The following is a 26,002-nucleotide window of genomic DNA, read 5'->3' on the forward strand; positions in this document are numbered from 1 at the left end:
CGAAAAAGTGAAGATTCAAAGCGGTCTCGGCGATTTTTACCTCATCCCCCATGACAACTGGCAAAAGATTGTGCTAGTTTGGCTGCACAAACGTACACACAGGGATGTAAAGATGCTGAAAGTTAACGAGTATTTCGACGGAAATGTAAAATCCATCGGTTTCGAACAAAAAGGCGAGAAATCAACCGTCGGGGTGATGAACGTCGGTGACTACCTGTTCAACACCGCCGCCCCCGAACGGATGACAGTGATCAAGGGCGCCCTCACCATCCAGCTGGCTGATGAAGATGAGTGGCACACCTACAGCCAGGGTGAATCCTTCCTGGTGGCCGGTCACTCCTCCTTCAAACTGGAAGTGAAAACCCCCACAGCTTATCTGTGCGAATTTCTCGACTGATCAGGCCGGTTGAAGGGGATCAGCCCCTTCAACCTTATTGGCCCCCCAGCCCCATTATCTGTGTCCATGTCACAGCACCGCACATCCCCGCTTCCTATCCATGGCAAAAATCCTAGAATAAACAGACATAAACCATCACCGGATTGATGTCATGATCAGCGTGTTTGACCTGTTTTCCATCGGAATTGGCCCCTCCTCTTCCCATACCGTCGGCCCCATGCGTGCCTCCTATGCCTTCGTTCAGCAGCTCAAGCTGCAAGGCCATCTGCCGCAGATCACACGGGTCGAAGTGGAGTGTTACGGCTCGCTGGGCCAGACCGGCAAGGGACACGGCACTGGCAAGGCGATCATTCTGGGGTTGTCGGGCTTTGAACCGGAATCGGTCGATATCGATGCCATCCCCGCCATTCTGGCTCGAGTGGAAAAGGAGCAGAGCCTGCCGCTGGCAGGCGAGCAACCAAGCCATTTTCCCCGCACCGGTGCCATCATCTTCAACCGCCGTAAAACCCTGCCGGCCCACACCAACGGCATGACTCTGCGGGCCTTTGATAAAGAGGAAAACCTGCGCTTCAGCCAGACCTACTACTCCATCGGGGGCGGCTTCATCATTGAAGAGAGCCACTTTGCCACCGCCAAATCCGATGCCGAACACCCTGTCCCCTACCCGTTCGACAGCGGCGCCCAACTGCTGGCCCACTGTCAGGAGAGCGGCCTCTCCATCTCGGGGCTTATCCTCGCCAATGAGCGGATATTTCGCAGCGATGAGCAGATAAAAGCGGGGCTGCGCAAGATCTGGCAGGCGATGCAGGGCTGCGTCGAGCGTGGCTGCAAAAGCGAAGGGGTGCTGCCGGGCGGCCTCAAGGTTCGGCGCCGCGCCCCGGGGCTGTTCCGCCAGTTAAGCTGCGAGACCAACTTCAACAAGGATCCGCTGATGGTGATGGAGTGGGTCGATCTCTTTGCGCTGGCGGTCAACGAAGAGAACGCCGCCGGTGGCCGGGTGGTCACCGCCCCCACCAATGGCGCCGCAGGCATCATCCCCGCCGTGCTGCACTACTACGATCGCTTCGTTCACAAGGTGGATGACGAGACGCTGATCCGCTACTTCCTCACCGCGGCTGCCATCGGCATCTTATATAAGAAGAACGCCTCCCTCTCCGGCGCCGAAGTGGGTTGTCAGGGGGAAGTGGGAGTCGCCTGCTCCATGGCGGCCGGCGCACTGACCGAACTGCTGGGTGGCAGCCCGGCCATGGTGGAGAACGCCGCCGAAATAGGCATGGAGCACAATCTCGGCCTCACCTGCGATCCCATAGGCGGACTGGTGCAGGTACCCTGCATCGAACGCAACGCCATGGGGGCGGTCAAGGCGATCAATGCCGCCCGCCTCGCCCTGCGCGGCACCGGCGAGCACAAGGTGTCGCTCGACAAGGTGATCAAGACCATGTGGGAGACTGGCAACGACATGAAGACCAAATACAAGGAGACGGCCCGTGGCGGCCTCGCCGTTAACATTACCGAATGTTAAAAAACGGCAAATGACTCCATTTGGTTCCGAAATGCCCGGCATCGCCGGGTATTTTTATGGGCAAACGCTTAACAAAATGGATAAGCACAAAAATAAATTTTATACTCGCGCCTCAGATTCAACAAAAATAGATCTATTTCAACTTTTTTTAGGTCTGGAGCCGTTACACTACGGTTATCTGGTTCTGTGACCTGCGCTGACAAGCGCGTTCCATGGATCTCCCAAATTTCTGTGAGTGGGCATGCCGCCCCCTTCTACCCTGAGGTAATAGTGACATGATCAGCGTTTTTGATATCTTCAAAATCGGTGTAGGCCCCTCTTCTTCCCACACTGTTGGCCCGATGAAAGCGGCCAAACAGTTTGTTGACGAGCTGCGCGCGGGCGGCAAGATCCGCGATGTAACCCGGATCAATGTCGATGTCTACGGCTCCCTCTCCTGGACTGGCAAAGGCCACCATACCGACACTGCCATCATCATGGGCCTGGCTGGCAACCTGCCGGAAAATGTTGATATCGATGCCATCCCCGAGTTTATCTCTCGTGTTGAGCAGACCGAGCGCCTGCCGATCGGCCTGCACTGCCACACCGTCAGCTTCCCGCGCGACGCCATGGTATTCCACGACGAAGCCCTGCCGCTGCACGAAAATGGCATGAAGCTGACCGCCCTGATCGAAGATGAAGTAGTCTACAGCAAGACCTACTACTCCATCGGTGGTGGCTTCATCGTTGACGAAGAGAACTTCGGCAAGGCTGACAGCGGCGACATGTCCGTACGCTATCCGTTCAAGAGCGCCGCCGAGCTGGTTGCCCATTGCAGCCAGACCGGTCTCTCCATCTCTGCCCTGATGATGGAAAACGAGAAGTGCTTCAACACTCCGGAAGAGATCTACAAGAAGTTCGGCAAGATCTGGAACACCATGCGCGAAGGTATCGAGCGCGGCTGCCGTACCGAAGGCGTGCTCTCCGGCCCGCTGCGCGTACCCCGTCGTGCCGCGCCGCTCTACCGTCAGCTCAACACCAACGAGAACCTCTCAAGCGATCCGATGAACATCGTTGACTGGGTCAACATGTTCGCTCTGGCCGTGAGTGAAGAGAACGCTGCCGGTGGCCGCGTGGTCACTGCACCGACCAACGGCGCTGCCGGTATCATCCCGGCCGTACTGGCTTACTACGACAAGTTCATCCAGCCGGTTGGCCGCGACGAGTACACCCGTTTCTATCTGGCTGCCGGTGCCGTCGGCATCCTCTACAAGATGAACGCCTCCATCTCCGGCGCCGAAGTGGGCTGTCAGGGTGAAGTGGGTGTCTCCTGCTCCATGGCCGCTGCAGGTCTGACCGAGCTGATGGGCGGTAGCCCGGAGCACGTCTGCGAAGCTGCCGAGATCGGCATGGAACACAACCTGGGTCTGACCTGTGATCCGGTTGCCGGTCAGGTACAGGTGCCTTGCATCGAACGTAACGCCATCGCAGCCATGAAAGCGGTCAACGCCTCCCGTATGGCCCTGCGTCGTACCTCCAAGCCGCGCGTCTCCCTGGACAAGGTGATCGAGACCATGTACATCACCGGCAAGGACATGGACTCCAAGTACCGTGAAACCTCCCGTGGCGGTCTGGCCATCAAGGTGATGCAGGTTGCCTGCGAATAAATAGGGGTTGCGACCCTCATTTGAACAAAGGCGGGATATCCCGCCTTTTTTATTGCCCGAATGGGATGCTGGGTACTGATACCGGCATACCGACCATTTCACTGTAGGGCGTCGCTGATATACCCCTGCTACGCCACCGCAATGCGGATTGCCTTGTCTGCATACCTCTCTAATTACATACCTTGATTAACTCTTCTCAATGCATTGAGAGAGACATTACGCCCCTACATGAAACCTGTACCTGCTATCTTGCCCCAGCCACGATTTCACAACTAATCGATATCGAGATGGCCCCTCATCTCAATATCCCCCTTTGGTCATACCCTTGTTTGGCAAGACGCGGTTACCACTCCCCCTGCGGATTATCACGCCGCCACATTGATTGCCTCCTATGTGGCACTTTCGTGATCAGGGCAAACAATCAAGTACACAAACAGGGGGTTAGCTCATCATTTTGGCCACAGCGCATCGCGCAAACTGGTTTTAGTACAGTTATCACCGCCCTCTTTACGCCCTATTTGATGTAAAACGCATCGAGCAGTGGAGGCCAAAAAAGCGCCCAAAGAAGGGGCTGAAAATAATCGATGAATGGGCCAATAGTCGTTCAAATGGAGGGTATGAGTACGCGCCACTCGCTATTTTTGTGAGCGCCAGCAAAGGTTGAGGATATGGTGTTGGGAGTAGATTGACTTTCTATTTAAACAGCGAAAAGTGAATATCACCAAAGGGAGGGTTTAATTTGGCCAGATCCTGTCACGGGATTATCGCAAGCTACCTCTCCGGGGCCGGAATGCGTCATGCAGAGTCACAAAGAATTAGCCCCGCTGGGCAGAACACACCACGGGGCTGGATATTCAGGATGGTTTTTTCAGGCTGGCCTTGTGCTGCTCCAGCAAATTCTCGGGGGGCGGCGGCACCTGCAGGTAGAACCCCTGGTTGGTCAGCGCGGTCATCACCTTGCCAACATCAGCCAGCCCCAAGGGCTTGGCCGGATCCAGCTTGGTCATCAGCACCAGCTCGGGACGCCCGAATGCGCTCAGCAATGGCTCGGGAACGCGGGAGAAATCCTCTCTTTTTTCAACAAAAAGGTAGGTCTCGGCTTTTTTGCGACTTTTATAGACTGCACACAACATGGAAATTGATATAATCCGACGAGTTTATTGCCTCTGATGGGGGCAAACTATAACATCAGGAATTGAATAACAATAACGGATTAGCATCTCTGCCTCGGGGAAGATTCATGGTTGAGCGCGATAACGAATTGAAAGGGACCACCTTCACTATTTCTGTGTTGCATATCAGCGATGGCGAGCCTGAGCGGATACGTCAGTTGTTGGCCGAAAAAGTGGCCCAGGCCCCCTACTTTTTTAATTGTGCGCCGCTGGTGATCAATGTTTCCCGACTGGAACATATTCCCGATTTCGAACAGCTCAAGGAGCTGGTGGAGTCCGAAGAATTTGTGCTGGTCGGCATCACGGGTGCGCGCAGCGAAGAGATGAAGACAGCCGCCAAGGCGGTGGGATTGGCCGTGATGGCCTCGGGCAAGAGTCGCAAGAGCGAACCGGAACCCGAGCCAGCCGCCCCTGAGGTAGTTCGTGAGCCCGAACCCGCCCCCTTGATTCCGAGCAAGGTACATGTGGGGCCAGTACGCTCCGGCCAGCAGATTTATGCCGCCGGCACCTCGTTGGTAGTGCTGGGGTCCGTCAGTCCGGGGGCCGAAGTGCTCGCCGATGACAGCATTCATATTTATGGCACCCTGCGTGGCAGAGCCATAGCCGGCGCCAAGGGCAACACCCAAGCCCGGATCTATTGCCAGCAATTACAGGCCGAACTGCTCTCCATCGCGGGCACCTTCCAGCTGAGCGATGCGTTGCCGGCAGGCCTGATCCAGCAACCGGTTCATATCCGGCTGGATAATGAACAACTCCGTATAGACCGTATCAAATAGAGTTACAAGGAAGCGAGAATGGCGCGAATCATAGTCGTTACATCGGGTAAAGGTGGCGTTGGCAAGACCACAACCAGCGCAGCCCTGAGTACCGGTTTAGCCCAGCGTGGCCACAAAACAGTGGTCATCGATTTTGACATCGGTCTGCGAAATCTGGACCTCATTATGGGTTGTGAGCGACGCGTGGTGTATGACTTCGTCAACGTCATCAACGGTGAAGCCAACCTCAATCAGGCGCTCATCAAGGACAAACGTTGCGAGAACCTGTTTATCCTGCCCGCCTCCCAGACCCGGGATAAAGATGCCCTGACCAAAGAGGGTGTCGAGAAGGTGCTGGATCAGCTGGCCGAAATGAAGTTTGACTACATTGTCTGCGACTCCCCGGCCGGGATCGAGGCGGGCGCGCTGATGGCGCTCTATTTTGCCGACGAAGCGATCGTCACCACCAACCCGGAAGTCTCTTCCGTACGTGACTCCGACCGCATCCTCGGCATCCTGGCCTCCAAATCCCGCCGTGCCGAGCGTGGCGAAGACCCCATCAAGGAGCACCTGCTGCTGACCCGCTACTGCCCGACCCGGGTCAACCGTGGCGACATGCTGAGCGTGCAGGATGTGCAGGAGATCCTGGCCATTCCGCTGCTCGGGGTGATCCCTGAGTCCCAGGCAGTGCTGCGCGCCTCCAACTCCGGCGAACCGGTCATTCTGGACAAGGAGTCCGATGCCGGTCAGGCCTATGACGATGCGGTTTCCCGTTTGCTCGGTGACACCAAGGAATTTCGTTTTCTGGAAGAAGAGAAGAAGGGCTTCTTTAGCCGACTGTTCGGGAGTTAAACATGTCATTATTGGATTATTTTCGTTCCAACAAGAAACAGAACACCGCACAACTGGCCAAAGAGCGGTTGCAGATCATCGTTGCTCACGAGCGTTCATCCAGAGGGGGGCCGGATTACCTGCCCCAGCTCAAGCAGGATATCCTCGATGTGATCCGCAAATACGTCAACATTGATCCGGAGAAGATAACCGTTCAACTGGATCAGAAGAGTGATGAGCTGTCAGTGCTGGAGCTCAACATCACCTTCGCCGATGACAACAAGAAGGGATGAGCTGACGCCCTATGCGTGACCCCTTCCCCCAATGAAACCGGATCCCCTGGCAGGATCCGGTTTTTTATTGGCACAAAAACAGGTCACAGCGGCTCGCCTCATCTCGCCAAGGGGTCTGCCGACAGCTAGAATAGCGCCGCCCCGCAGACAGTGTCTGTGCTGGTACCTTTTTCTCTTTTCTGGAACAGACCGCTTATGTCTATGAATGACGAAATGCACAGCGTCGAGGAACTGCTCGATACCGCCCTCGAACTCTTTATGGAGCTGGCCTCTGACAACCTGCCGGAGCAGGAGATCGCCCGTTTCAATCAGGAGTTCAACGACCGCGGCCTGCTGGCCGAAACCGACCCGGCCGATGACTGGGAAGCGGACGTGGGTTTTGCGGTGAGCGACACCGACTATGCCGAGATCTGGGTAGGCCTTGGCAATGAAGAACAAGAGTATGAGCACCTGTTTGCCCGCATGCTGCTCTCCCGCCGTGTTGACGAGAAGTTCTGCCACATCGAATGGCTGCCCCAATAATTCCGGATCCCGATGATCCCAGCCACTATCAGTGGGAGTCAGCCCCTGCTGCCGTGGCCCCCGTGCGCCCATCTGCATCCCTTGGGCGCCGGGTGTTGAGGTGGGCAGGCAAGATCGCGCTGGCCGGGCTGCTCTGCTCGGTCGGCTCGGTCGCCTTGCTGCGTTTTATCGATCCGCCGATGTGGAGCTGGCGTATCGAGCGGGCCCTCTTTCCGCCCGCCAAGATCACCCAAGTACGCCATCAATGGGTAGATCTGGAGTCCATCTCCAAGGAGCTGCAACTGGCGGTGATCGCCGCCGAGGATCAGCGCTTTGCCGATCACAACGGCTTTGACATGGATGCCATTAACGCGGCCCTCAAGCACAACCAGCACAGCGAACGAGTGCGCGGTGCCAGCACCCTCAGCCAGCAGACCGCCAAGAACCTCTTTATGTGGAGCGATCGCAGCTTCCTGCGCAAGGGGCTGGAGGCCTGGTTTACCCTGCTGATGGAGCTGGGCTGGGACAAGGCCCGCATTCTCGAGGTCTATCTCAATATCGTGGAGTTCGGCCCCGGCATCTATGGCGCCGAAGCCGCCGCCCGCACCTACTTTGGCAAACCGGCCAGCCGCTTGACCCGCTACGAGTCATCCCTGCTGGCTGCAGCCCTGCCCAATCCGTGGCGCTATCGGGTCAAGCCCCCGTCACCCTATGTGCAGAAGCGCTCGGTCTGGATCCGCCGCCAGATGGGACAACTGGGTCAGATCACCCTCAATCGGGTGCATCAGGCCGACTGATCCTCAGGGCTCATCGGGTTTCTCCGGTGGGCCCAGATGACCGCCCACCATCTCGCGGTGGAGTGGCAGATAGTGCCACCACCAGGCCTCGCGCCGTCGCTTGATCTGTTGCCGCCGTCCCCGCTGCTTCATCCCCTTACTCCCTGCCAGCTGATCCGCGCCTTAACCATACTCCCCCAACGGCAACTTGGACAGGTCAGGCACGCCCGGCGCACTGGTCTGGCCGCCACAGCCAATAATTGTTACAGTAGCGAACCTCGATGTATCTGGAGTGATTTCATGGAACAGCGTACCCCGGATCAGCTGGTCGAATGGGCCTATGATCAGTTTCTTGAGCAGGCCGCCGATATGCTGGCCCCCGAACAAATAGTCGACATCACCCTGGAGTTTGAGCAGCGTGGCGCCGTGGAGGCGACCCTGCCCAATGCCGACTGGTCGACCGAGCTGGGTGAGCCGGTCGATATGGAGCGCTGGGTCGAAGTGTGGGTAGGTTTGCTGGATCATCAGGATGAGTTTGAGGTGATCTTCGCCACCTTCCTGCTGCCCCGTCTGTTGACCGAAGATCAAGTCCATGTGCGCTGGCATCGCCAGCAGCAGGCATAAAAAAGGCGCCATCGGCGCCTTTCTTGTTTCTGTGCACTCTTATTGCTGTTCTCTGCTAATCCTGAGCCGCGATGGCCTTGGCCAGACAGCGGCGGCACCAGCAAGCGCTGGCCTCCTGCATCGGCAGTACCGGTAACTGGCTGCACCAGCACTGCGCAATGGTCTGACCGGCAGAGACGGCGCAATAGGCCGGTTCGCCACAACCTGGGCAGCGGTGGGTGCTTTTCGAGCCATTCAGCTCGGCCATCACCGCCAGCTGGGCCTTGCTATCCATCGCCGACCAGTGGCCGATCTCGCTCAGGGTGCGGCCACAACCAAGGCAAAGCCCATCTTTCGCCTTGCAGAGGCCAACACAGGGGCTCGGCATCTTATTCGCTATCCACTGCCGAGTCGGTCTCTGTGGCCACCAGAGTGATGGCGTTATCTTCGATGACGATCTTGCCCTGCTTGTAGAGGCCTCCGATCGCCTTCTTGAAGGTGCCCTTGCTCATGCTGAACAGCTTGTAGATGAGCTCGGGTTCGCTCTTGTCACCCACCGCCAGACTGCCGCCCTGTTTTTTCATCCGGCTCAAAATGCGTTCACCGGCGTCATCAACCCGCGCCAGACCCGGCTTTTGCAGGGTCAGATCGAGCTTGCCATCCTCGCGCACCTGCTTGACCCAGGCGGTTTGCGGCCGACCGGTCATCACCCGGCCAAACACTTCGTTCTTGAACAGCATGCCGGGATACTGACCGTTGACGATCACCTTGATACCTAGAGGAGAATGCTCCCCCGGCAGCGCGGTCACTTCGTCACCGACCTTGAAGTTGCTGCCGGCCGGTGTCAGGAAACGCTCGATGCGGCTGGTGCCGACCATGCGCCCTTCATTATCTAGTTGCAGACGCACCAGATAGACATGGCCCACCTGCATCGGCTTGTTCTGCTCGCGGCTCGGCACAAACAGATCCTTTTTCATGCCCCAGTCGAGGAAAGCACCAATCTTGTTGGCATTGACCACTTTCAGACCGGCAAATTCGTCCACCATGGCAAACGGTTTGTCGGTGGTGATCACCGGCTCGCAATCGGCATCCAGATAGAGGAAGACCTGCACGCTATCCCCCTCTTTCACCCCTTCCGGCAGTTGACGCTTGGGCAGCAGCAGTTCACCGTACTCATCGGCCGCAAGCCAGGCGCCGCGATCTTCGAGTTCAACAACGGTGAGGGTGTTCATCTTGCCAATCTGTATCATGGTGCTCTCTTTTCTCATTACCCGGATGGGCCAATTGATCATGGCCCCTATGGGCGCGCATGTTACCTCAAGAGCGGTGATCCGGCCTAGTCCCCAAGCCACCACTGGCCGCCCTTTCGCCCTTATCTTATCCGCCAATGGTGATTAAATCGCCAAACAGGCGGCCATTTGCTGTAAATAACCCCACTTTTAGGTAGACTTCGCGGCTGTTCAAATCCAGAGGAACTGTCGATGAACCCATCCACTCGTACCCGCCATCTTAATCAATGGATCCAGAGCCACAGTAATCAGGACATGACCTACCCAGCCCTGCACGGTTTTCTCTGTGCCCGTCTGGTAGGGCCAGAGACCCCTGACTGGCAACGCCCGCTGGCTGGATTGCTGGAACAGGATGCCGAGTTGGATGAAAAAAGCGCAGAAGCTCTCAACCATCTGATCGCCGAGCTGGAAGCCCGGGCCGACGACGCCCAGCTGGCCCTGCCGAGCCAATGCCGCCTGCCCAGCGATAACCCGGAGCAGGTGTTCGAGCAGAGCCATCCCCTCGGTCAGTGGTGCTACGGTTTCAGCCAGGGCTTTGCCACCTGGCCCAAACCGAAGGATTTGAACGACCCGACCACCCAGTACCGCTTCAGTCTGGCCGCCGAGTTGAGCCTGTTTCGCGACAAGCAGATGGCCCAGATGCTCTATAGCGCCGCCGCCAGCGAACTCCCCTTTGTCGAGTTCTGCAAACGCCAGCGCCAGAACATGAAAACCGCCCTCAACCAGCTGCTCAACCTCGACCAGTATCAGGCAGCCCCCAGCGCTGATGTCGCCCTCAATGGTGAACAGGCCCAACAGTGGCAGACCTGGTTCGAACTGGCCGACAGCTGCCGCGATCATCAGGCCCGCCTCGGCTGGTTCGAGAAGATCATCGCCGATGCCACTCCGCTGTTTGATGAAGCCTTTTGGCAGCAAATCGCTGGCCACGGCTGGAGTGCCCCCGAACTGCGCCCCCTGCTGGCCGCCAGAGCCGGCCGCGCCGACTGCCTGTTGCGGCTTGGCAAGCTGGGTGAAGCCAAAGCGGAGTATCTGGATCTGCTGACGATCTGCGTGGCCGATGAGCCGGGTTGCCGCTACAACCTCTCCACCCTCTATGTATTGCAAGGGGATTGGCAAGCGTTGGCCGCCCTGCTGGTGCGCTTCGATGAAGCTTCCAGCTGGTTGCTCTATAACAAGGCGCTGATGGTCTTTGCTACCGAGGGTGCCGAGGCAGCCAAGCCCCATCTGCTGGTCGCCATCGAGGCCAACCCGCACATTCCTGCCTGCCTGCTGGGTCAGCGCAAGCTGCCCAAACAGGAGCCGCAAAGCTGGCAAGCGGGTAGCCGTGACGAGGCGGCGCTCTACGCCATCCACACTCGCGAGGCTTGGCTCAAGCAGAACGCCCTCATCTGGTTGCGTAAAGGCTGAACAGCGTTGGCTTAAAATCCCGTCGGTCAGACCCGGTTTTTCCTTGAGGGCGTGCGCCACCGCACATTTCATCGCAACCGGGTCAGACAAATCCGCTTGAGTTTCGTATCATCAATGTCAAAGTATCAAAAGAAACTGCATCTGATGCAGCCGTCACAGCAGGGTGTAATATGTCAAAAATCATAGCGTTACTCGCTCACTACCCGCCCTATCAGTTGGTACATGCCGCCGAGATGCTACGGGATACCTTCGAACAGTTTTATGAACAGCGTTACCAGCTGACCGTGCCGCAATGGCGCCTGATGATGGTGCTCGGCCCCAACTACCCCATCAGCCAGAAAGAGCTGGTCGAGGCGAGCGGCATGGACAAGGTGCGCATCTCCCGCGAGATCCGCCGTCTGGTCGAAAAAGGGATCATCTTCACCGAGAGCAGCGAGCAGGACAAACGCATCAGCCTGGTCTCCCTCACCAATGCCGGCCAGGCACTCTTCCTGCAGCTCAAGAGCGAAGCTGGCAGCTGGCAACATACCCTGACCGACTATCTGCCGAGCGAATCCCGCGAGGCGATCCGCCAGCATCTGCACAGCGTCAGCGCCGCCATCGAGCAGCTGCAGTCACTGGATCGGGAGAAATAATCATGGATTTGAAAAAGTTCGCCACCATGGATATCAACATGCTGTTGAGCGTCGTCAATATGCAGCTGCGTGATCACTATGACGACCTGGATGATCTCTGCAAGGCGCAGGAGATCGATCAAGCAGCACTGGAAGCGCGGCTCGCCAGCGGCGATTTTCACTACCAGCCGGCGCAGAAACAGTTCAGATAAAGAGAGCTAGCGGGATCGGGATCACAGCGCCAGTGATGGCGCTGGCTCTGCGGTAAAAACCTGATATGGTCTGAAGAGCCCCAACAGGGTGATGCACGGATACATCACCCTGTCACAAGAGGGCATTAAAATCGTTTCAGGTGAGCAAACCAAGGATGACCCCATGATACTGATGACCCGACAGAGCCTGTTGATCACGCTCTGCACCCTGTTGATGATCAGTCTGTTCACGCCCCACTTGCCGCAAAGTACCGAACAGTGGCTGACCACCCTCTTGCTTGGCCTGCTGGTCACGGTGGCATTGCTGCTGGTGCGTGGTTGTCGCCGCTTTATGATGGAGTAGTAACTCCGCCGTAACGTCTATACCGACCGCTTGCCGCGATACTCTCTGTAGCAGCAACGTCTGTCACAATCATATCGAGCCAAAAAACAAACGCAGCCTGATGGCTGCGTTCTTGTATCTGGTGGGGCAACCCCTTGAAGAGATAACCCCTGACGAGATAGAGAGCCCTTAAATAGCCAGAGCCTCAAGCTGCGCTTTAGCCGCTTCCATCCCCTTGCTCTGGGCATCCGGGCCCATCCCCATCCCTTCGGCGTAGATGAAATCCACCTCTTTGATACCGATGAAACCTAGCACGGTACGCATGTAGGGAGTGACCAGATCGGTGGCGCTACCAACGTGCATGCCGCCGCGAGGGCTGATCACCAGCGCACGGGTATTTTCAACCAGACCGACCGGACCGGTCTCGGTATAGCGGAAGGTGACGCCGGCACGGGCAACCAGATCGATCCAGTTCTTCAGCTGGGTCGGGATGTTGAAGTTGTACATGGGGGCCGCAATCACCACCAAGTCGCTCGCTTTGAGTTCGGCGATCAGCTCGTCGGACTGGGCGATCACCGCCAGTTGACGCTCATTGAGGTTGTCACCACCGCGCAGGCCGGAGGCCAGCTCGCCATCCAGCACCGGCAGGTTGAGGGCAGCCAGATCACGTACGGTGACGACATCATCCTGATGGTCAGCCAGGAAGCCGTCGATCAGGGCGTTGGATTGGGAATATTGACCCAGGATGCTGGATTTGAGAACGAGGATATTGGCCATGGTGAAACTCCATTTGGTTGTCGGTTGAACAGCGTTGCTGTCGATGGAGGTCACTCTAAACATTGCGCTTCTTTGCTGATAGCGAAAATAGATGCTCAACTTGTTCAAAATTTTTGATGAAAGGCCACTTCCTCGCCAGCCAGCCACGCGGCCACGCCTCAACCCTTGGCAGAACAAACGATTGCCGTTATGATCCGCCGCACTTTTTTCCAGCGACCCGGATCCCATGATACCCTCGCGCAGGCACTCTCCTCTGGCCGGTGCAGTCTGGATGATGGTGGCAGGACTCTGCTTCGCCGCCGTCAACAGCCTGAGCCAGTATGTCAGCTTCAAGCTTGGCCTCCCATCGACCCAAGTCGCTTTTCATCAATACCTGATCGCCCTGATCTGCCTGCTGCCCTGGCTGGTTCGTCATGGCCTGCGCCAATCCCTGATGACCAATCAGTTCCGGTTGCACCTGTTGCGGGTATTGCTGGCAGTGATCGGCATCCAGCTCTGGCTCTGGGCACTGGCGTACCCCGTCCCCATCTGGCAGGGGATCGCCCTGCTGATGACCTCACCGCTGTTTGCCACCCTGGGCTCCGCCCTGCTGCTCAAGGAGCAGGTGAGCCGCGCCCGCATTCTGGCCACCCTGGCGGGCTTTGCCGGCGCCATGCTGATCCTCGCCCCCTGGACTGACGAATTCAACTGGGCCTCCCTGCTGCCGGTGGCGGCGGCGCTGTTCTGGGCAGGTTACTCCCTGATGGTGCGCTATCAGGCAGCCAACGAATCATCCCACACCATAGTGGTGTATCTGCTTATCTTCAGTACCCCGTTCAACGTCATGCTGGCCCTGCCGGAGTGGCAGTGGCCAAGCGAGAGCCAATGGCTGCTGGTAGCCGCCTCCGGCGTACTGACGGCACTGGCCCAGATGTCCATCGCTCGCGCCTACAGCGTGGCGGAGGCCTCCTTCGTACAACCTTTCGATTTTGCCAAGCTGCCGATGAACGTGCTGGCGGGCTGGCTGGTATTTGGCTGGGCGCCCCCAGGCCGTCTGTGGCTTGGCGCCGCCATCATCATTGGCGCCATTACCTTGCTGACCCATCTGGAGCAGCGCGCTCACAAACCCGTTTCCTGAGGTACGCCATGCGTGCCTCTTTTTTTGTCCGCTATTCGTGCGATAGCGATCATCAACAATGACCATCGACATCAGGAGAGATCGTATGTTTGGAACCGCAACCCGCCCCGGCGCCACCCGTGCCCTGCTGCTGGGCTCCGGCGAACTTGGCAAAGAGGTCGCCATCGAGTTGCAACGGTTCGGGATCGAAGTGATCGCCGCCGACCGCTATGCCAACGCCCCCGCCATGCAGGTGGCCCACGCAGCCCACGTGCTGGACATGCTCGATGGCAACGCCCTGCGTGCCCTGGTTGCCGAGGTTAAACCCGACCTCATCATCCCCGAGATTGAAGCGATTGCCACCGATACCCTTGCTGCCCTTGAGCAAGAAGGGGTCAAGGTAGTGCCCAACGCCCGCGCTACCCAGCTCACCATGAACCGGGAAGGGATCCGCCGCCTCGCCGCCGAGACCCTGGGTCTGCCCACCTCCCCCTACCGCTTTGCCCAGAGCAAGGAGGAGTTTGTCGCCGCCGTCGAGGCTATCGGCCTGCCCTGCGTGGTGAAACCTGTGATGAGTTCGTCCGGCAAGGGGCAGAGTGTACTGCGCGATCTCGCCAAGCTGGATGAGAGCTGGACATACGCCCAGGAGGGTGGCCGCGCCGGTCGTGGCAAGGTGATCGTCGAGGGCTTCGTTCCCTTCGAGTACGAGATCACCCTGCTCACGGTACGCGCCGTCGATGGCATTCACTTCTGCGACCCTATCGGCCACCGGCAGGAAGATGGCGACTACCGCGAATCCTGGCAGCCACAGGTGATGAGCGAGCTGGCGCTGGCCCGCTCCAAAGAGGTGGCCGCCAAGGTGGTCGAGGCCCTCGGCGGTTACGGCCTGTTCGGGGTCGAACTCTTCATCAAGGGGGATGAGGTGTGGTTCAGCGAAGTCTCCCCCCGCCCCCACGATACCGGCATGGTGACCCTGATCTCGCAGGATCTCTCCGAGTTCGCCCTGCACGTGCGCGCCATTCTGGGGCTGCCGGTCGGCACCATCACCCAGTACGGGCCGAGCGCCTCCGCCGTGGTACTGCGCGAAGGGCACAGCCAGAATATCCGCTATCAGGGGATTGGTGAGGCATTGGCGCTGGTGCCGGGCGCCCAGCTGCGGCTGTTTGGCAAGCCGGAGATCGCCGGTCGCCGCCGTCTTGGCGTGGCGCTGGCCCGCGCAGCGGATTGCCAGGATGCGGTAGAGAAAGCCAAAGCCGTGGCCGCCAAGGTCGATGTACTGTTCTAAGGGCTTTTTTGCCATAGCAAAACAAACGTTTGCCGATGTGATCGGGCGCAAGGGGCATGGCAATGCCCCTTTTGCATTTCCCCGTCAGGCTTATAATCCCCTCTTCAAATTTGTCAGGAGTACAAGATGTTAGCTGCCGTGATCTTCGATATGGATGGTGTTCTGATCGACTCGGAACCCTTTTGGCAACGGGCCCAAATCGCCGTTTTCTCCGAACTGGGTCACCCCCACACGGTAGAGGATTGCGAATCGACCATCGGCGTGCGCATCGATCAGCTGGTTGCCCACTGGTATCGCCTGCGCCCGTGGAGCGGCCCGAGCCAGGAAGAGGTGGTACAGCGCATTCTGGATCGGGTCAACGCCCTGATCCTCTCCGAAGGTCAGGCCAAATCCGGTGTGCTGGAAGCGCTCGACCTTATCGAGGCCCGCGGGCTGAAAGTGGGTCTGGCGACCTCCTCACCCTTTGCCATGGTAGAAGCGGTGCTCGGCAAACTCGGCATTCGCGATCGCTTTATGGCGGTCCACTCCGCTGAAATCGAGCGTTTCGGCAAACCTCACCCGGATGTCTATATCCACGCCGCCGAAAAGCTGGGGGTAGAACCGGTTCATTGTCTGGCCATCGAAGACAGCTTCACCGGTCTGCTGGCGGCCAAGGCGGCCTCCATGACCGCGCTGATCGTGCCGGATCCGGCTTTAGTGGGAGACCCGCGTCTGGCCATCGCCAACTACCAGCTGAGCTCGCTGGCCGAGCTCAATGCCGACATGTTGGCCAGCTGGGTCAAGTAGCGCCTATCGGCGCCTTGTTGCGCTCGCGTCCTCATACCCGCAGGGGGCTTCAGCCCCCTGTTATTGCCAGACAAAACCGTTGGCAATCCCTCCTCTTTTCACTCGTCATTCACAACCAGATTGTTCCTCTCGCACACGACCACTCCAACCGGTTGCACCTTGCCATCCCTCAGGCTTGATCTCTGTCATAAACGTGCGTTTGCTCGCGGTTAACCCCCTGCAGCCCGACTAGAATCAGGGTAGATAGGCGGCCTCAGGGCCCGAGGAGGTTATCATGATCGAGTACACCAGCAAGCGCATCGTCTGCCCCCACTGCGGCCACCATACCCGGGTCGAGCTGGATGCCAGCCAGGGTGATCAGGAGTTCTACGAAGATTGCATGGCCTGTTGCAATCCGATCCACCTGCGGCTTCACCGCGACGAAGCTCGCGACTGCCTGCAGTTGTTTGTGGATGCAGACGACGAGCAACTGTTTTGATTGCGAGTCACAAAAAGCCGAGCAGCTGTTTTGCCTGCAAGTCGCAAAGAACTGTGCAGATGTTGTGACTGCGAGTCATAAAAAGTTGAGTGGATATTTTCACCATATAAATAACAAGGGCCTGCACACTGCAGGCCCTTGCTTATGAAGCGAGTGAAACCGAGCCGTTTCCTTTCAGTGACCCCCGCGTGCCGCCAGCACCCGCTCCACGGTATCGACGATGGCCTGGGTCTGGGGATCGATCTCGATATTGGTCTGCCAGCCAGCCTTGACCCAACCCAGGTTGGTGCGGGCCAGGGTCTCGGGGATCAGGTGGACGCAGAACTCCCGCTCGCGCACCTCACCTATGGTCAGGCTGATGCCGTCAATGCCGATATACCCCTTGGTCAACACATATTTCATCAGCTCGGGGGCGAGGCGATACCACACCTGACGGTTATTGGGTGTATCGATCACCGATGTAACCTCTGCCATGCCGATGATATGGCCAGACATGGCGTGACCGCCGATCTCGTCGCCAAAGCGGGCAGCCCGCTCCACATTGACCTTGTCCCCCACCTGCAACAAGCCAAGGTTGGTGAGGCGCAGGGTCTCCTGCATCAGATCGAAGCTGACCAGATCCCCCTCGACCCGGGTGACGGTCAAGCAGCAGCCGTTGTGGGCAACCGAGGCACCGAGGGCCAACCCTTCCCCCCACGCCGGGCTTGGCATGCGGATCACATGGGTACGGAAGTTGGGTTGCTCCTCGATGGCCACCAGTTCGGCGGTCCCCTGCACTATGCCAGTGAACATCTCTCGTCTCCTGCTACGGCAAAAAGGGCAGGTTAACCTCGGGCAGAGGGTGAGACAAGGGTACAGGCTGACAAGCTTGCGCCCGATCGCTATAGTGACGCCGTTCACATCCGGGTAAACAAGGAAAAAGAAATGCAGGTATATCAATGTTGTGAAGCGATCCGCATCGCCTATAACCAGATTGGCTCCGGCGAGCAGGGCTATGTGCCAAACGCCATCGCCGCTACTATCCGCGCCCTCAACGCGGTCGCCGCCGATGAGCGGGTGCCCGCCGAGCTGCGCGAGCAGGCTGCCTATGCCGCTGCCAACCTGCTGATCAGCGATCACGAAGACGCCTGATCCTGCCCCTCGGGGCGGCAACTATTTCGTCCTGGCTGAATTTCAGGCTAGAATGCCTCCCCCACCCTTTGCACTTTCGTCCGAAAGTGCAAAGGCTCTTCCCGATTTCCGCTCTTTTTTACTCTTATCTGATCCACTCGGAGGTGTCAGTGCAACGTTATTGGTCCGAGGCGAAGCAGCTCGTCCGTCTAGCCAGCCCCATTCTGGTCGCCCAGGTGGCCCAGGTCGCCATGAACTTCGTCGATACCGTGATGGCGGGACAGGTGAGTGCGGTCGATCTGGCTGCCGTGTCGGTGGCGTCCAGCTTCTGGCTACCGGTGATCCTGCTGGTGCAGGGGATCATCATGGCGCTCACCCCCATCGTCTCCCAGCTCAATGGTGCCCGTAAACGGGATCAAATCCGCCCGGCCGTCCATCAGGGCTTCTGGCTGGCGCTCATCGTCACCCCGCTGGCGATGATTGCGCTCTATTACAGCCCGCTGGCGTTGCAGTTCATGGATGTGGAACCGGTGATGGCTGCCAAGACCACTGGCTATCTGCATGCCATCCTGTGGGGCCTGCCCGCTTTCGTGCTGTTCCAGGTGCTGCGCAACTTCAGTGAGGGGCTCTCCCACACCATGCCCACCATGGTGATCGGCTTTGTCGGGCTGGCGGTCAATATTCCCGCCAACTACATCTTCATTCACGGCCACTTCGGCATGCCGAAACTGGGCGGGGTGGGCTGTGGCGTCGCTACCGCCATCGTGCTGTGGGCCATGCTGCTGGCGATGATCCTCTATGTGAAGCTCTCCCGTCACTTCACCGAGATCCGGCTCTTCTCCCAGCTGGCTCGCCCCAACGGTAGCCGGATCTGGCGCTTGTTCCGCTTAGGGTTCCCCATCGCCATGGCGATCTTCTGCGAGGTGACCCTGTTTACCGTGGTGGCCCTGATGCTGGCCCCCTTCGGGGCCGAGACGGTGGCGAGCCACCAGATTGCGCTGAACTTCTCCAGCCTGGTCTTTATGCTGCCCCTCTCCATCGGGGTGGGTGTCACCATCCGGGTCGGTCACAGCATCGGCGAAGGGCAACCCCATCACGCCCGGGTGGCGGCTCGTACCGGCTTGATGCTGGGGATGGCCATCGCTGCTGCCACTGCCGCCATGACGGTGCTGCTGCGCGAGCAGATCGCCTCCATCTATACCGATGATCAGCAGGTGATCGTCCTGGCGGCCATCTTGCTGTTCTTCGCCGCCATCTATCAAATCTCCGACTCGGTGCAGGTGGTCGCGGCCGCCGCACTGCGCGGTTACAAGGATACCCAGGCGATCTTCTACGTCACCATCGTCGCCTACTGGGGACTGGGGCTGCCAACCGGCATGATCCTGGGTCTGACCGACTGGCTGGTACCGCGGATGGGGCCGCAAGGCTTCTGGATCGGCTTTATCGTCGGCCTCACCAGTGCAGCCCTGATGCTGGGGGCGAGATTGCGCTACATCTACGGCCGTTTTGCCACGCCGGAGGCCTGCACCACCCTGTCGCGGGCCCAGTAACGGGGCTTGGTAAGCAACAACTCGCCTGCAAAATCAACAGGCTGCGCAAGAACTGGGCAAACAGTCTCCTTTGTGCATATGGCCTGTTGACAGCCTTGGGGGGCATGGGTAGTATGCCGACCACGTCAGCAGCGCTGGCGTAGTGAAGTAAGAGAAAGTGGGTTTATAGCTCAGTTGGTTAGAGCACTACCTTGACATGGTAGGGGTCGTTGGTTCGAATCCAATTAAACCCACCACTTTTTCTGTGATGCGTCCTTAGCTCAGCTGGTTAGAGCACCACCTTGACATGGTGGGGGTCGGTGGTTCGAATCCACTAGGACGCACCATTACAGAATACTGATTATGCGTCCTTAGCTCAGCTGGTTAGAGCATCACCTTGACATGGTGGGGGTCGGTGGTTCGAATCCACTAGGACGCACCATTCAGTTTCAAAACTTTGCAGATATTCCAGATGTGGGTTTATAGCTCAGTTGGTTAGAGCACTACCTTGACATGGTAGGGGTCGTTGGTTCGAATCCAATTAAACCCACCACTTCTGCATAAAGAAATAAAAGTCGCATTGCGCACCCTGCGTCCTTAGCTCAGCTGGTTAGAGCATCACCTTGACATGGTGGGGGTCGGTGGTTCGAATCCACTAGGACGCACCAGATTAAAAAAGCCCGCTCATCGAGCGGGCTTTTTGCATTCTGTCCGCCCCCCTTCCCCGCCAATCCGTTCAGCACTGTTCGGCAATGGCGCAAAGCCTTGTTCCCATAAAAAACCCGTGTCATCCGATAAACGACACGGGCCAGATCGATGCCGCCAGCGCCTCAGCTCTGCACGGCAATCTCGTACTTCTTTATCTTGCGATAGAGGGTGGCAATCCCAATCCCCAGCGCCTGTGCGGCCAGTTTCTTGTTGCCGAGCCGCTGCAGGGTCTCTTCTATCATCTGTTTCTCCATGCTCTCAAGGCCGCTCTCACCCGGAACGGGTTCAGGCAGCTTCTCCGGCGTGGCGGCGAGCGGAGCGGTAGCAGGTACATTGAACGCCGCATCCAGATTGGTCACCGGGATCGACTGGGCCGCCACGCGATGGGGCTCCTGATTGCGGATGATGTTGGGGGGCAGCAGGCTGGCGTCAATCACCTCGCCCGCCTGGCTGACGTTGACTAGATATTCGATGAGGTTGCTGAGCTCGCGCACGTTGCCCGGCCAGCGATACCCCTTGAGCAACGCCATCACCTCGGGCGCCAAACCGGGATAGACGATGCCAATGCGGCTGGTGTGCAGGTTGAGGAAGTAGTGGGTCAGCAGCTCCACGTCCCCTTCCCGCTCCCGCAGCGGCGGCAGGTTGAGGGGGATGACGTTGATGCGATAGTAGAGATCTTCACGAAACTTCCCTTCGGCGATGTATTGATCGAGATGCTGGTGAGTGGCGGCGATGATGCGAATATCCACCGGCACCGGTCGGCTGGCTCCGATGGGGGTCACCTCCCGCAGCTCCAGCACCCGTAGCAGCTTGGCCTGCATGGTAAGCGGCATGTCGCCAATTTCGTCAAGGAACAGGGTGCCCTGATGGGCCGCCTGAATCAGGCCCTGCTTGCCACCGCTGGAAGCGCCGGTAAAGGAGCCCTTCACATAGCCAAACAGCTCGCTCTCCAGCAGTTGTTCGGGAATGGCGGCACAGTTGATGGCGATGAAAGGCTTATCCTGTCGCGGACTCAGGCGATGGACGGCGCGGGCCACCACCTCTTTACCGGTACCGCTCTCGCCGCAAATCAGCACGCTGGAGGGACTCTGGGCGATGCGGTGCAGCAGTCGTTTGAGGGTGCGCATCGGCTTGCTCTCGCCGATCAGCTGATCGATCCGCACATCCGGATCCGGCTCCTGAACCTGACCGGAGTGGGACTGGTGAAACGCCATCAGAAAGAGCTGCTGGCCCTGCACATGGTGTAGCTGGCCGATGATCAGCTCCTGACGACCTTCAAAGGTGATGATGTGCTGAAGATGACCACTCAGCCCCTGTTGGGAGAAGGTGAGCGGGCGGATCCCCACTTCGCGCCCCAGCAGCTGTTCCTGCTGGCAACCCAGATGATGGAGTGCCGCCTCGTTGGCGTAGAGCAGTTGACTCTTGTCATCGAGCAGCAGGCAGCCCTGATCCATGTTGGTCATCAGATTGAGGAACACCTTGTTGACCCCGTCCGACAGCCCGCGTGAATCGAGCAACTTGGCCACAAAGATGGTGGAGATATGGCGCACATAGTCACACACATCTTGCAGATTGTTGTTGAGGCGCGCCTGCTGCTCGTCGCTGAAGGCTACCAGACTGATCACCCCGATACAGCGCTCGTCCACCATGATGGGCACCCCGAGGAAGGCGCGCTCACGACAGCTCTCCTTGCAGGTACAGCCGTCACACACGGGATCATCGCTGGTGTGGGTAACGATCTTCTCCCGTTGGTTATCAATCACATAGCGCAGCAGGCGGGAATCTCCCTCCAGCTGACGTCCGAAGAACTTGCCATAGGGCCCGGTGCCAGCCACCCGAACCATATCGGCATCCACAATCTCGACCTCAAGCTGCAGCACACTCGCCAGCATCTTGGCAAAGCGCAAGATGGTCGGCTGGATCTGCATCAATAGACACTGGTTGCTCACGGATCTCATCCATCATTCCTTTTTGTTCTTGTTATCCTCCCCCTAAAGGGAGTCATGCTGGCCAGATACTAAGGGATATCAGGGGGAACTACTTCGGGGGGGATCACGAAAAGGGAAAATGTTCCGCATCCTCCACGACTTCAGAGGTACAGATAAAATTCAATAAAAACATAAAGATGAAAACATATGCAGTGAGATAAACCACTTGGGTCAGCCAAGCCTGCTGATCTGCGGACGCCATCGACGGATCATGCTGAATGTGGGGAAAACAACCTCTGATATGACATTTGGTTCACGCGCCGCGTACCTGTTTCAGGACTTGGCACTCATGGTCGAAATCCGCTTTATCTTGCGGCTGAATGTAACTTTGCCAGCGGGCAAACAGCTCGGCCGTCGGATAACGATGCAGACGAATACCGGTGCGATAGAGTTTGGGAAAGAGTGGGTCTGGCTGGGATCTCACGACCAGACCTCGCAGCATCTCGCCAGAGGGACTGGCAATCACCAGCTCATCCCCCTCCTTCAACCGTATGGCCCCCAGAATGCCTATGCCGCCGATGGCTATATCACGCACCACCACATAGGGTATCGGATTAAGCAGCTCCAGAAACCAGTTGCGACGGCTGCATTGTGCCTTGTAACCACCGCCACTGAGGATAAAACGGCGGTGTCTGCGCCAGTCATAACCGGTAGGCAATGTCGGGTCATAGCGCGATTTTGTCTGCCCCACAGGATCAGATTGCTCACTTGTACTCATCCGGTTTCCCTCACTGGCATTGGTTAAACAGTGTCAGTCAGCTCTTTTTCAACTATAGCTGTCGCCGTTAGGCCCGTTCTAAGGGGCCGGATACAGGGACGGCACATTCATCACAGAGGTAATAATGAACAAAGAGGACATGGAACAGCTTGCTGATCCTGATAGGCTCACTTTTCTAGGCATTGCTAATGTGCGAGCAGCTTCAACGAGGAGAGTCGCACCGCCGCACCAATGCCATCTGGCTTAGCCGGGCAGATGAAGTGCCAGCCAAACCGCCAGCGGGATCACCAGCACAGAGAGGGCATTGCCACCGAGCACGATACTGGCCACCTTGTCCGGCTGACAGTGATACTGCTCGCAGAGCATGTAATTCAAGACCGCAGGGGGCAAGGAAACCGACAACATCAACAGCGGTATCCACTCCGTCTTGAGCGGCAACAGCCAGATCGCCAGCAGCAGCGACAATCCCCCCGCCAGCAGATAGAGCAGGTTGCACTTGAGCGCGAGGCCAAGGTGATCGAGTTCTCCCTCCATCAGGCGAATACCCAGCGCAAAGAGCATCAGGGGCACCGAGATCTGGCCGAGTAGCGAGGCCGTGGTCACCACATATTCCGGCAGCGTAATGTGCAGGTTGGCCACCAGCAAACCGGCCAGCGCGGCCCACAGTACCGGGCTGCGCAGCCACAGCCAGCGAGAGGTATTGGCCGAGAGGATAAACATGCCGACCGAGAAGTGCAGCAGATTGGAGAGCACAAAGAGGATCACGATGGCCCCCAGTTGCTGCTCGCCAAATGCCAGCACCATCAAGGGGATACCGAGATTGCCGGTATTTCGGAACATGGCGGGCAAGATCAGCGCTGCCCGCTCAATCCCTTTGAGTTTGAGCAGCGCGAGCAGCAGACCGGGTAACAGAATAACCAGCGCCCCCGCCGCAATCAGCGGCATATGCTCCGCCAGCGCCAGCGGATACTTGACCAGCGCGGAGAAGACCAGCGCCGGGGTAAACAGCTCGATATTGGCCCGATTGACGTAACCGAGAGCGGCCCCCGGTCGCAATCGCCCATAGAGGGCGCCGAGCCCGACCACACCGAACACCGGGATGACGATATTGAGCAAGGCGCTGAACATGGGCGGCGTCCGTTACAGTTCGCGGGCCGGCTTGCCCATCAGCACCACCGGATCCAGCGTCACTTCCAGTGCGCCGTTACTGACCCAGAGCTGACCATCGGAGATAGTGCAGGTGAGCTGCATGGTGCGCTCGACCATGGCGGTGAGCGGCAGAGTCTGGCTGTCGGAGAGTTCGATGATGCTGAGGTTGTCATGCTGGCTCAGCTTGCCCTGGTTCTGCTTCCACCAAACGCTGGTGCCACGACCACCGTAGAGATAGAGCACCACCTGACGGGCGCGGTTACAGGCCTTTTTCAGCCGTTTTTCATCGGGTTGGCCCAGCTCGATCCAGAGCTCTATTTCGTCCGAGTAGTTCTTGCACCAGAGCTCAGGTTCGTCATCGGCGCTCAATCCCTTGGTGAACTCCAGTCGCTCAGCGGCGTGCCAGGCAAAAGCCGCCAGCCGGATCATCATCCGCTCATCGGTTTCGGAGGGGTGGCGCGCCAGCGTGAGGGAGAAGTCCTGATACAGATTGCGATCCATATCAGACAAACTGATCTGGGCCTTGAATACGGTTGCCTTGAGAGCCATAGAAAACCTTGAACACCTGATAAGAGAAGGGTGAGTGGGAAATACGGGCGCCAGTGTAATCAAAATCGGCGGCAGGTTCGACCATCCTGACCAAAGATTTCCCCTTCCCTACCGGGATAAGTGCTTTAAAAGACACAAAAAACAAATGCCAGTCCGAAGACTGGCATTTGGCGGCATGGAGAAGCGACTCACTTCTCGGCGGACTGTACCCCGAACGCATTCAGCAGCATGCAACAGGTCACTGCCACCGCCACGAATCCGCTCAGAAAGATAAAGGGCATGGCCCCATATCCCAGTACTGTCCAGATGGTGTGTTCAAGAAGACTCATTGTTGTGTCCTTCATCCGGTGAAAGGTGTGTTCCTTCTGGCGGATATTGGCTCCGCTCTTGATGCCTCCATTTGACCTCAATCAGCGGTTGGGTCCTATGCCACCAAAGTGATAAATGCAGGGTTCATTTGCGCTGGATCAAGCTTTTTGGCCAAATATCCATGCAGTTCAAGCAATTACCACCTCCAATCAAGGATAGACACAAACACGGCAGAATAAAAAAACGCGCCGGATGGCGCGTTTCTTGGAGAGCACAGGCAAGGGATCAGTTGTCGCACAGATCGCTTGGCATGTCCTGACGCAGGCGGGTCCAGAGCTTGCCGGACTCGATACCGTACTGACGCACCGTCATGAACACGGCTTCGTGGTTCTTGGTCTCCGCCAGATTGAGCAGGGTCTTGTAGTAGGCATCTGCGGTCTCGCGAGCCTGCTTGTCGGAGAAGTAGTAGCTGCCGACTCTGCTATACAGCCCTTTGAAACCGTTCAGGATCAGGGCGTAAATCGGATTGCCGGAAGCAAACGCCAGCTGGTGGTGCAGGCGATAATCGAACTCGGCATAAGCCTGTGCGTTGTTCTCGACCCCATCTGCGCCACGCAGGATCTCGGCGGCCTGTTCCGGATTGTGACGGATCGCCCCGCGGATAAAGATGGTGCAGATGTGGGTACGGGCGGAGAGCAGCTGAGCTATCAGATCAGGTACCTTGTCCTGATCCAGACGGGCCAACGTCTCCAGAATATTGAGGCCGGAGGTTTCCCAGAAATTATTCACCTTGGTCGGCTTGCCATGCTGTATGGTCAACCAGCCATCACGGGCCAGTCGCTGCAGCACTTCGCGCAAGGTAGTCCGCGTCACCCCGATCAACTCGGATAATTCACGCTCGGCGGGCAGAATAGATCCGGGAGGAAAGCGATTGTTCCAGATGGACTCGATGATGTATTCCTCGGCAAACCCAGCTGGGCTCTGCGCTTTTATAACCATGAATTGACTCTGTTGTAATGCGTAAAAAGGCTGACGAATGATATCAAAGCGATGATGGCTGGCAAGCATAAGGTCAGTCCTCTGCTCACATATGGCAAATATAGTGTTGGGAATATGTATCTAATCGCCACGAGGGAGCCAGCCAACCCCGACAAGGTGGTTATAAAACAGACAGATGGGC

The 26,002-nt window shown here is 57.9% G+C and carries 31 protein-coding genes and 5 tRNA genes; 24 read left to right on the forward strand and 12 right to left on the reverse strand.

The genetic code is table 11. The features are described from left to right. Positions 1-112: 112 nt before the first annotated feature. From G5149_RS09875 to G5149_RS09885, 3 genes are all read left to right on the forward strand, one after another. Entirely contained in the window at positions 113-397 is a 285-nt protein-coding gene (locus tag G5149_RS09875; RefSeq protein ID WP_167556500.1) for a pyrimidine/purine nucleoside phosphorylase, read from the forward strand. Between the two features lie 151 nt (positions 398-548). After that, positions 549-1,919 carry an L-serine ammonia-lyase gene (locus tag G5149_RS09880; RefSeq protein ID WP_421212371.1) on the forward strand — a complete coding sequence of 457 codons (1,371 nt, stop codon included), beginning with the start codon at positions 549-551 and terminating at the stop codon, positions 1,917-1,919. Between the two features lie 275 nt (positions 1,920-2,194). Then, a complete protein-coding gene (locus tag G5149_RS09885) occupies positions 2,195-3,565 on the forward strand; it encodes an L-serine ammonia-lyase (RefSeq protein ID WP_005336844.1) in 1,371 nt (456 codons plus the stop codon). A gap of 854 nt (positions 3,566-4,419) precedes the next feature. On the opposite strand, the gene G5149_RS09890 is transcribed toward G5149_RS09885, so the two are convergent. Further along, entirely contained in the window at positions 4,420-4,698 is a 279-nt protein-coding gene (locus G5149_RS09890; protein WP_337072294.1) for a YcgL domain-containing protein, read from the reverse strand. 107 nt (positions 4,699-4,805) lie between these two features. On the opposite strand from G5149_RS09890, the gene minC reads away from it, so the two are divergent. From minC to mtgA, 5 genes are all read left to right on the forward strand, one after another. After that, positions 4,806-5,513, forward strand: coding sequence for a septum site-determining protein MinC (minC, locus tag G5149_RS09895; RefSeq protein ID WP_216978851.1), 708 nt, complete (start codon positions 4,806-4,808; stop codon positions 5,511-5,513). Between the two features lie 18 nt (positions 5,514-5,531). Further along, positions 5,532-6,344, forward strand: coding sequence for a septum site-determining protein MinD (gene minD / locus G5149_RS09900; protein ID WP_005345776.1), 813 nt, complete (start codon positions 5,532-5,534; stop codon positions 6,342-6,344). 2 nt (positions 6,345-6,346) lie between these two features. After that, on the forward strand, positions 6,347-6,616 hold the full coding sequence (minE, locus tag G5149_RS09905; protein ID WP_005345779.1) for a cell division topological specificity factor MinE: 270 nt from the start codon (positions 6,347-6,349) through the stop codon (positions 6,614-6,616). A gap of 195 nt (positions 6,617-6,811) precedes the next feature. Next, entirely contained in the window at positions 6,812-7,138 is a 327-nt protein-coding gene (locus G5149_RS09910; RefSeq protein WP_005352317.1) for an HI1450 family dsDNA-mimic protein, read from the forward strand. Further along, positions 7,123-7,914 carry a monofunctional biosynthetic peptidoglycan transglycosylase gene (gene mtgA / locus G5149_RS09915; protein WP_419772922.1) on the forward strand — a complete coding sequence of 264 codons (792 nt, stop codon included), beginning with the start codon at positions 7,123-7,125 and terminating at the stop codon, positions 7,912-7,914. The genes G5149_RS09910 and mtgA overlap by 16 nt, the downstream gene beginning before the upstream one ends. 3 nt (positions 7,915-7,917) lie before the next feature. Here mtgA and G5149_RS09920 read toward each other — a convergent pair whose 3' ends face one another. Then, positions 7,918-8,046: a hypothetical protein gene (locus tag G5149_RS09920; RefSeq protein WP_256689486.1), complete on the reverse strand. Its 129-nt coding sequence runs from the start codon at positions 8,044-8,046 to the stop codon at positions 7,918-7,920. Between the two features lie 147 nt (positions 8,047-8,193). On the opposite strand from G5149_RS09920, the gene G5149_RS09925 reads away from it, so the two are divergent. Then, the gene (locus tag G5149_RS09925) at positions 8,194-8,517 is read left to right on the forward strand and encodes an HI1450 family dsDNA-mimic protein (RefSeq protein ID WP_005336851.1); all 324 of its coding nucleotides are present in this window, start codon (positions 8,194-8,196) and stop codon (positions 8,515-8,517) included. A gap of 55 nt (positions 8,518-8,572) precedes the next feature. On the opposite strand, the gene G5149_RS09930 is transcribed toward G5149_RS09925, so the two are convergent. Both G5149_RS09930 and G5149_RS09935 read right to left on the reverse strand, forming a co-directional pair. Next, positions 8,573-8,884 carry a DUF1289 domain-containing protein gene (locus G5149_RS09930; RefSeq protein ID WP_021229998.1) on the reverse strand — a complete coding sequence of 104 codons (312 nt, stop codon included), beginning with the start codon at positions 8,882-8,884 and terminating at the stop codon, positions 8,573-8,575. Position 8,885: 1 nt separating this feature from the next. Continuing rightward, complete coding sequence (locus G5149_RS09935; protein ID WP_005336853.1) at positions 8,886-9,746, reverse strand: CvfB family protein; 861 nt, start codon at positions 9,744-9,746, stop codon at positions 8,886-8,888. A 231-nt stretch (positions 9,747-9,977) separates the two neighbouring features. On the opposite strand from G5149_RS09935, the gene G5149_RS09940 reads away from it, so the two are divergent. The 4 genes from G5149_RS09940 (at position 9,978) to G5149_RS09955 (ending at position 12,361) form a co-directional block, all read left to right on the forward strand. Beyond that, positions 9,978-11,192 carry a UPF0149 family protein gene (locus G5149_RS09940; protein ID WP_421212372.1) on the forward strand — a complete coding sequence of 405 codons (1,215 nt, stop codon included), beginning with the start codon at positions 9,978-9,980 and terminating at the stop codon, positions 11,190-11,192. Between the two features lie 170 nt (positions 11,193-11,362). Beyond that, positions 11,363-11,827: a MarR family winged helix-turn-helix transcriptional regulator gene (locus G5149_RS09945; RefSeq protein WP_005345795.1), complete on the forward strand. Its 465-nt coding sequence runs from the start codon at positions 11,363-11,365 to the stop codon at positions 11,825-11,827. Positions 11,828-11,829: 2 nt separating this feature from the next. Continuing rightward, positions 11,830-12,018 (forward strand): DUF4250 domain-containing protein, encoded by a 189-nt coding sequence (locus G5149_RS09950; protein ID WP_204383253.1) that lies wholly within the window; start codon positions 11,830-11,832, stop codon positions 12,016-12,018. A gap of 163 nt (positions 12,019-12,181) precedes the next feature. After that, positions 12,182-12,361 carry a hypothetical protein gene (locus tag G5149_RS09955; protein ID WP_005345799.1) on the forward strand — a complete coding sequence of 60 codons (180 nt, stop codon included), beginning with the start codon at positions 12,182-12,184 and terminating at the stop codon, positions 12,359-12,361. A 168-nt stretch (positions 12,362-12,529) separates the two neighbouring features. Here G5149_RS09955 and G5149_RS09960 read toward each other — a convergent pair whose 3' ends face one another. Beyond that, positions 12,530-13,117: an FMN-dependent NADH-azoreductase gene (locus tag G5149_RS09960; RefSeq protein WP_162506373.1), complete on the reverse strand. Its 588-nt coding sequence runs from the start codon at positions 13,115-13,117 to the stop codon at positions 12,530-12,532. A gap of 226 nt (positions 13,118-13,343) precedes the next feature. Here G5149_RS09960 and G5149_RS09965 point away from each other — a divergent pair, with 226 nt between their 5' ends. From G5149_RS09965 to G5149_RS09980, 4 genes are all read left to right on the forward strand, one after another. Continuing rightward, entirely contained in the window at positions 13,344-14,234 is an 891-nt protein-coding gene (locus tag G5149_RS09965; protein WP_100653666.1) for a DMT family transporter, read from the forward strand. Positions 14,235-14,319: 85 nt separating this feature from the next. Further along, positions 14,320-15,498 carry a formate-dependent phosphoribosylglycinamide formyltransferase gene (purT, locus tag G5149_RS09970; protein WP_421212373.1) on the forward strand — a complete coding sequence of 393 codons (1,179 nt, stop codon included), beginning with the start codon at positions 14,320-14,322 and terminating at the stop codon, positions 15,496-15,498. Positions 15,499-15,624: 126 nt separating this feature from the next. Further along, complete coding sequence (gene hxpB / locus G5149_RS09975) at positions 15,625-16,284, forward strand: hexitol phosphatase HxpB (RefSeq protein ID WP_204419047.1); 660 nt, start codon at positions 15,625-15,627, stop codon at positions 16,282-16,284. Between the two features lie 274 nt (positions 16,285-16,558). Beyond that, positions 16,559-16,762, forward strand: a complete 204-nt coding sequence (locus tag G5149_RS09980; protein ID WP_005336871.1) for a CPXCG motif-containing cysteine-rich protein — start codon at positions 16,559-16,561, stop codon at positions 16,760-16,762. A 174-nt stretch (positions 16,763-16,936) separates the two neighbouring features. On the opposite strand, the gene G5149_RS09985 is transcribed toward G5149_RS09980, so the two are convergent. After that, complete coding sequence (locus tag G5149_RS09985; protein ID WP_204419050.1) at positions 16,937-17,554, reverse strand: riboflavin synthase subunit alpha; 618 nt, start codon at positions 17,552-17,554, stop codon at positions 16,937-16,939. A 132-nt stretch (positions 17,555-17,686) separates the two neighbouring features. Here G5149_RS09985 and G5149_RS09990 point away from each other — a divergent pair, with 132 nt between their 5' ends. The 7 genes from G5149_RS09990 (at position 17,687) to G5149_RS10020 (ending at position 20,069) form a co-directional block, all read left to right on the forward strand. Further along, positions 17,687-17,893, forward strand: coding sequence for a YaeP family protein (locus G5149_RS09990; RefSeq protein WP_005345813.1), 207 nt, complete (start codon positions 17,687-17,689; stop codon positions 17,891-17,893). Positions 17,894-18,042: 149 nt separating this feature from the next. After that, positions 18,043-19,422, forward strand: coding sequence for an MATE family efflux transporter (locus G5149_RS09995; protein WP_335818456.1), 1,380 nt, complete (start codon positions 18,043-18,045; stop codon positions 19,420-19,422). 159 nt (positions 19,423-19,581) lie between these two features. Next, positions 19,582-19,658 (forward strand) — tRNA-Val (locus G5149_RS10000). 13 nt (positions 19,659-19,671) lie between these two features. Then, positions 19,672-19,748 (forward strand) — tRNA-Val (locus G5149_RS10005). Between the two features lie 18 nt (positions 19,749-19,766). Continuing rightward, positions 19,767-19,843: transfer RNA gene (locus G5149_RS10010), tRNA-Val, on the forward strand. Positions 19,844-19,877: 34 nt separating this feature from the next. Continuing rightward, positions 19,878-19,954: transfer RNA gene (locus G5149_RS10015), tRNA-Val, on the forward strand. A 38-nt stretch (positions 19,955-19,992) separates the two neighbouring features. Then, positions 19,993-20,069 (forward strand) — tRNA-Val (locus tag G5149_RS10020). Between the two features lie 162 nt (positions 20,070-20,231). Here the strand turns inward: G5149_RS10020 and G5149_RS10025 are convergent. The 6 genes from G5149_RS10025 to fadR all read right to left on the reverse strand — a co-directional run bounded on the left by G5149_RS10025 (position 20,232) and on the right by fadR (position 25,821). Continuing rightward, a complete protein-coding gene (locus G5149_RS10025; protein ID WP_421212374.1) occupies positions 20,232-22,067 on the reverse strand; it encodes a sigma 54-interacting transcriptional regulator in 1,836 nt (611 codons plus the stop codon). A 283-nt stretch (positions 22,068-22,350) separates the two neighbouring features. After that, complete coding sequence (locus tag G5149_RS10030) at positions 22,351-22,815, reverse strand: hypothetical protein (RefSeq protein WP_421212375.1); 465 nt, start codon at positions 22,813-22,815, stop codon at positions 22,351-22,353. Between the two features lie 243 nt (positions 22,816-23,058). Beyond that, positions 23,059-23,943: an AEC family transporter gene (locus G5149_RS10035; protein ID WP_005360972.1), complete on the reverse strand. Its 885-nt coding sequence runs from the start codon at positions 23,941-23,943 to the stop codon at positions 23,059-23,061. A 12-nt stretch (positions 23,944-23,955) separates the two neighbouring features. Further along, a complete protein-coding gene (locus G5149_RS10040; RefSeq protein WP_005336887.1) occupies positions 23,956-24,513 on the reverse strand; it encodes a YaeQ family protein in 558 nt (185 codons plus the stop codon). A 188-nt stretch (positions 24,514-24,701) separates the two neighbouring features. Beyond that, positions 24,702-24,842 carry a TIGR02808 family protein gene (locus G5149_RS10045; RefSeq protein ID WP_005345965.1) on the reverse strand — a complete coding sequence of 47 codons (141 nt, stop codon included), beginning with the start codon at positions 24,840-24,842 and terminating at the stop codon, positions 24,702-24,704. A 265-nt stretch (positions 24,843-25,107) separates the two neighbouring features. Then, positions 25,108-25,821, reverse strand: a complete 714-nt coding sequence (gene fadR / locus G5149_RS10050) for a fatty acid metabolism transcriptional regulator FadR (RefSeq protein ID WP_026034983.1) — start codon at positions 25,819-25,821, stop codon at positions 25,108-25,110. Positions 25,822-26,002: the final 181 nt, after the last annotated feature.

Origin of the sequence: Aeromonas sp. 600479 (assembly GCF_049175515.1) — a bacterium.
Classification (GTDB): Bacteria; Pseudomonadota; Gammaproteobacteria; order Enterobacterales; family Aeromonadaceae; genus Aeromonas; species Aeromonas veronii_A.

Coding starts and splice junctions, on each gene's coding strand:
- G5149_RS09875 (WP_167556500.1), top strand. CDS start 113: ATGCTGAAAGTTAACGAGTATTTCGACGGAAATGTAAAATCCATCGGT.
- G5149_RS09880 (WP_421212371.1), top strand. CDS start 549: ATGATCAGCGTGTTTGACCTGTTTTCCATCGGAATTGGCCCCTCCTCT.
- G5149_RS09885 (WP_005336844.1), top strand. CDS start 2,195: ATGATCAGCGTTTTTGATATCTTCAAAATCGGTGTAGGCCCCTCTTCT.
- G5149_RS09890 (WP_337072294.1), bottom strand. CDS start 4,698: ATGTTGTGTGCAGTCTATAAAAGTCGCAAAAAAGCCGAGACCTACCTT.
- minC (WP_216978851.1), top strand. CDS start 4,806: ATGGTTGAGCGCGATAACGAATTGAAAGGGACCACCTTCACTATTTCT.
- minD (WP_005345776.1), top strand. CDS start 5,532: ATGGCGCGAATCATAGTCGTTACATCGGGTAAAGGTGGCGTTGGCAAG.
- minE (WP_005345779.1), top strand. CDS start 6,347: ATGTCATTATTGGATTATTTTCGTTCCAACAAGAAACAGAACACCGCA.
- G5149_RS09910 (WP_005352317.1), top strand. CDS start 6,812: ATGTCTATGAATGACGAAATGCACAGCGTCGAGGAACTGCTCGATACC.
- mtgA (WP_419772922.1), top strand. CDS start 7,123: ATGGCTGCCCCAATAATTCCGGATCCCGATGATCCCAGCCACTATCAG.
- G5149_RS09920 (WP_256689486.1), bottom strand. CDS start 8,046: ATGAAGCAGCGGGGACGGCGGCAACAGATCAAGCGACGGCGCGAGGCC.
- G5149_RS09925 (WP_005336851.1), top strand. CDS start 8,194: ATGGAACAGCGTACCCCGGATCAGCTGGTCGAATGGGCCTATGATCAG.
- G5149_RS09930 (WP_021229998.1), bottom strand. CDS start 8,884: ATGCCGAGCCCCTGTGTTGGCCTCTGCAAGGCGAAAGATGGGCTTTGC.
- G5149_RS09935 (WP_005336853.1), bottom strand. CDS start 9,746: ATGATACAGATTGGCAAGATGAACACCCTCACCGTTGTTGAACTCGAA.
- G5149_RS09940 (WP_421212372.1), top strand. CDS start 9,978: ATGAACCCATCCACTCGTACCCGCCATCTTAATCAATGGATCCAGAGC.
- G5149_RS09945 (WP_005345795.1), top strand. CDS start 11,363: ATGTCAAAAATCATAGCGTTACTCGCTCACTACCCGCCCTATCAGTTG.
- G5149_RS09950 (WP_204383253.1), top strand. CDS start 11,830: ATGGATTTGAAAAAGTTCGCCACCATGGATATCAACATGCTGTTGAGC.
- G5149_RS09955 (WP_005345799.1), top strand. CDS start 12,182: ATGATACTGATGACCCGACAGAGCCTGTTGATCACGCTCTGCACCCTG.
- G5149_RS09960 (WP_162506373.1), bottom strand. CDS start 13,117: ATGGCCAATATCCTCGTTCTCAAATCCAGCATCCTGGGTCAATATTCC.
- G5149_RS09965 (WP_100653666.1), top strand. CDS start 13,344: ATGATACCCTCGCGCAGGCACTCTCCTCTGGCCGGTGCAGTCTGGATG.
- purT (WP_421212373.1), top strand. CDS start 14,320: ATGTTTGGAACCGCAACCCGCCCCGGCGCCACCCGTGCCCTGCTGCTG.
- hxpB (WP_204419047.1), top strand. CDS start 15,625: ATGTTAGCTGCCGTGATCTTCGATATGGATGGTGTTCTGATCGACTCG.
- G5149_RS09980 (WP_005336871.1), top strand. CDS start 16,559: ATGATCGAGTACACCAGCAAGCGCATCGTCTGCCCCCACTGCGGCCAC.
- G5149_RS09985 (WP_204419050.1), bottom strand. CDS start 17,554: ATGTTCACTGGCATAGTGCAGGGGACCGCCGAACTGGTGGCCATCGAG.
- G5149_RS09990 (WP_005345813.1), top strand. CDS start 17,687: ATGCAGGTATATCAATGTTGTGAAGCGATCCGCATCGCCTATAACCAG.
- G5149_RS10025 (WP_421212374.1), bottom strand. CDS start 22,067: ATGAGATCCGTGAGCAACCAGTGTCTATTGATGCAGATCCAGCCGACC.
- G5149_RS10030 (WP_421212375.1), bottom strand. CDS start 22,815: ATGAGTACAAGTGAGCAATCTGATCCTGTGGGGCAGACAAAATCGCGC.
- G5149_RS10035 (WP_005360972.1), bottom strand. CDS start 23,943: ATGTTCAGCGCCTTGCTCAATATCGTCATCCCGGTGTTCGGTGTGGTC.
- G5149_RS10040 (WP_005336887.1), bottom strand. CDS start 24,513: ATGGCTCTCAAGGCAACCGTATTCAAGGCCCAGATCAGTTTGTCTGAT.
- G5149_RS10045 (WP_005345965.1), bottom strand. CDS start 24,842: ATGAGTCTTCTTGAACACACCATCTGGACAGTACTGGGATATGGGGCC.
- fadR (WP_026034983.1), bottom strand. CDS start 25,821: ATGGTTATAAAAGCGCAGAGCCCAGCTGGGTTTGCCGAGGAATACATC.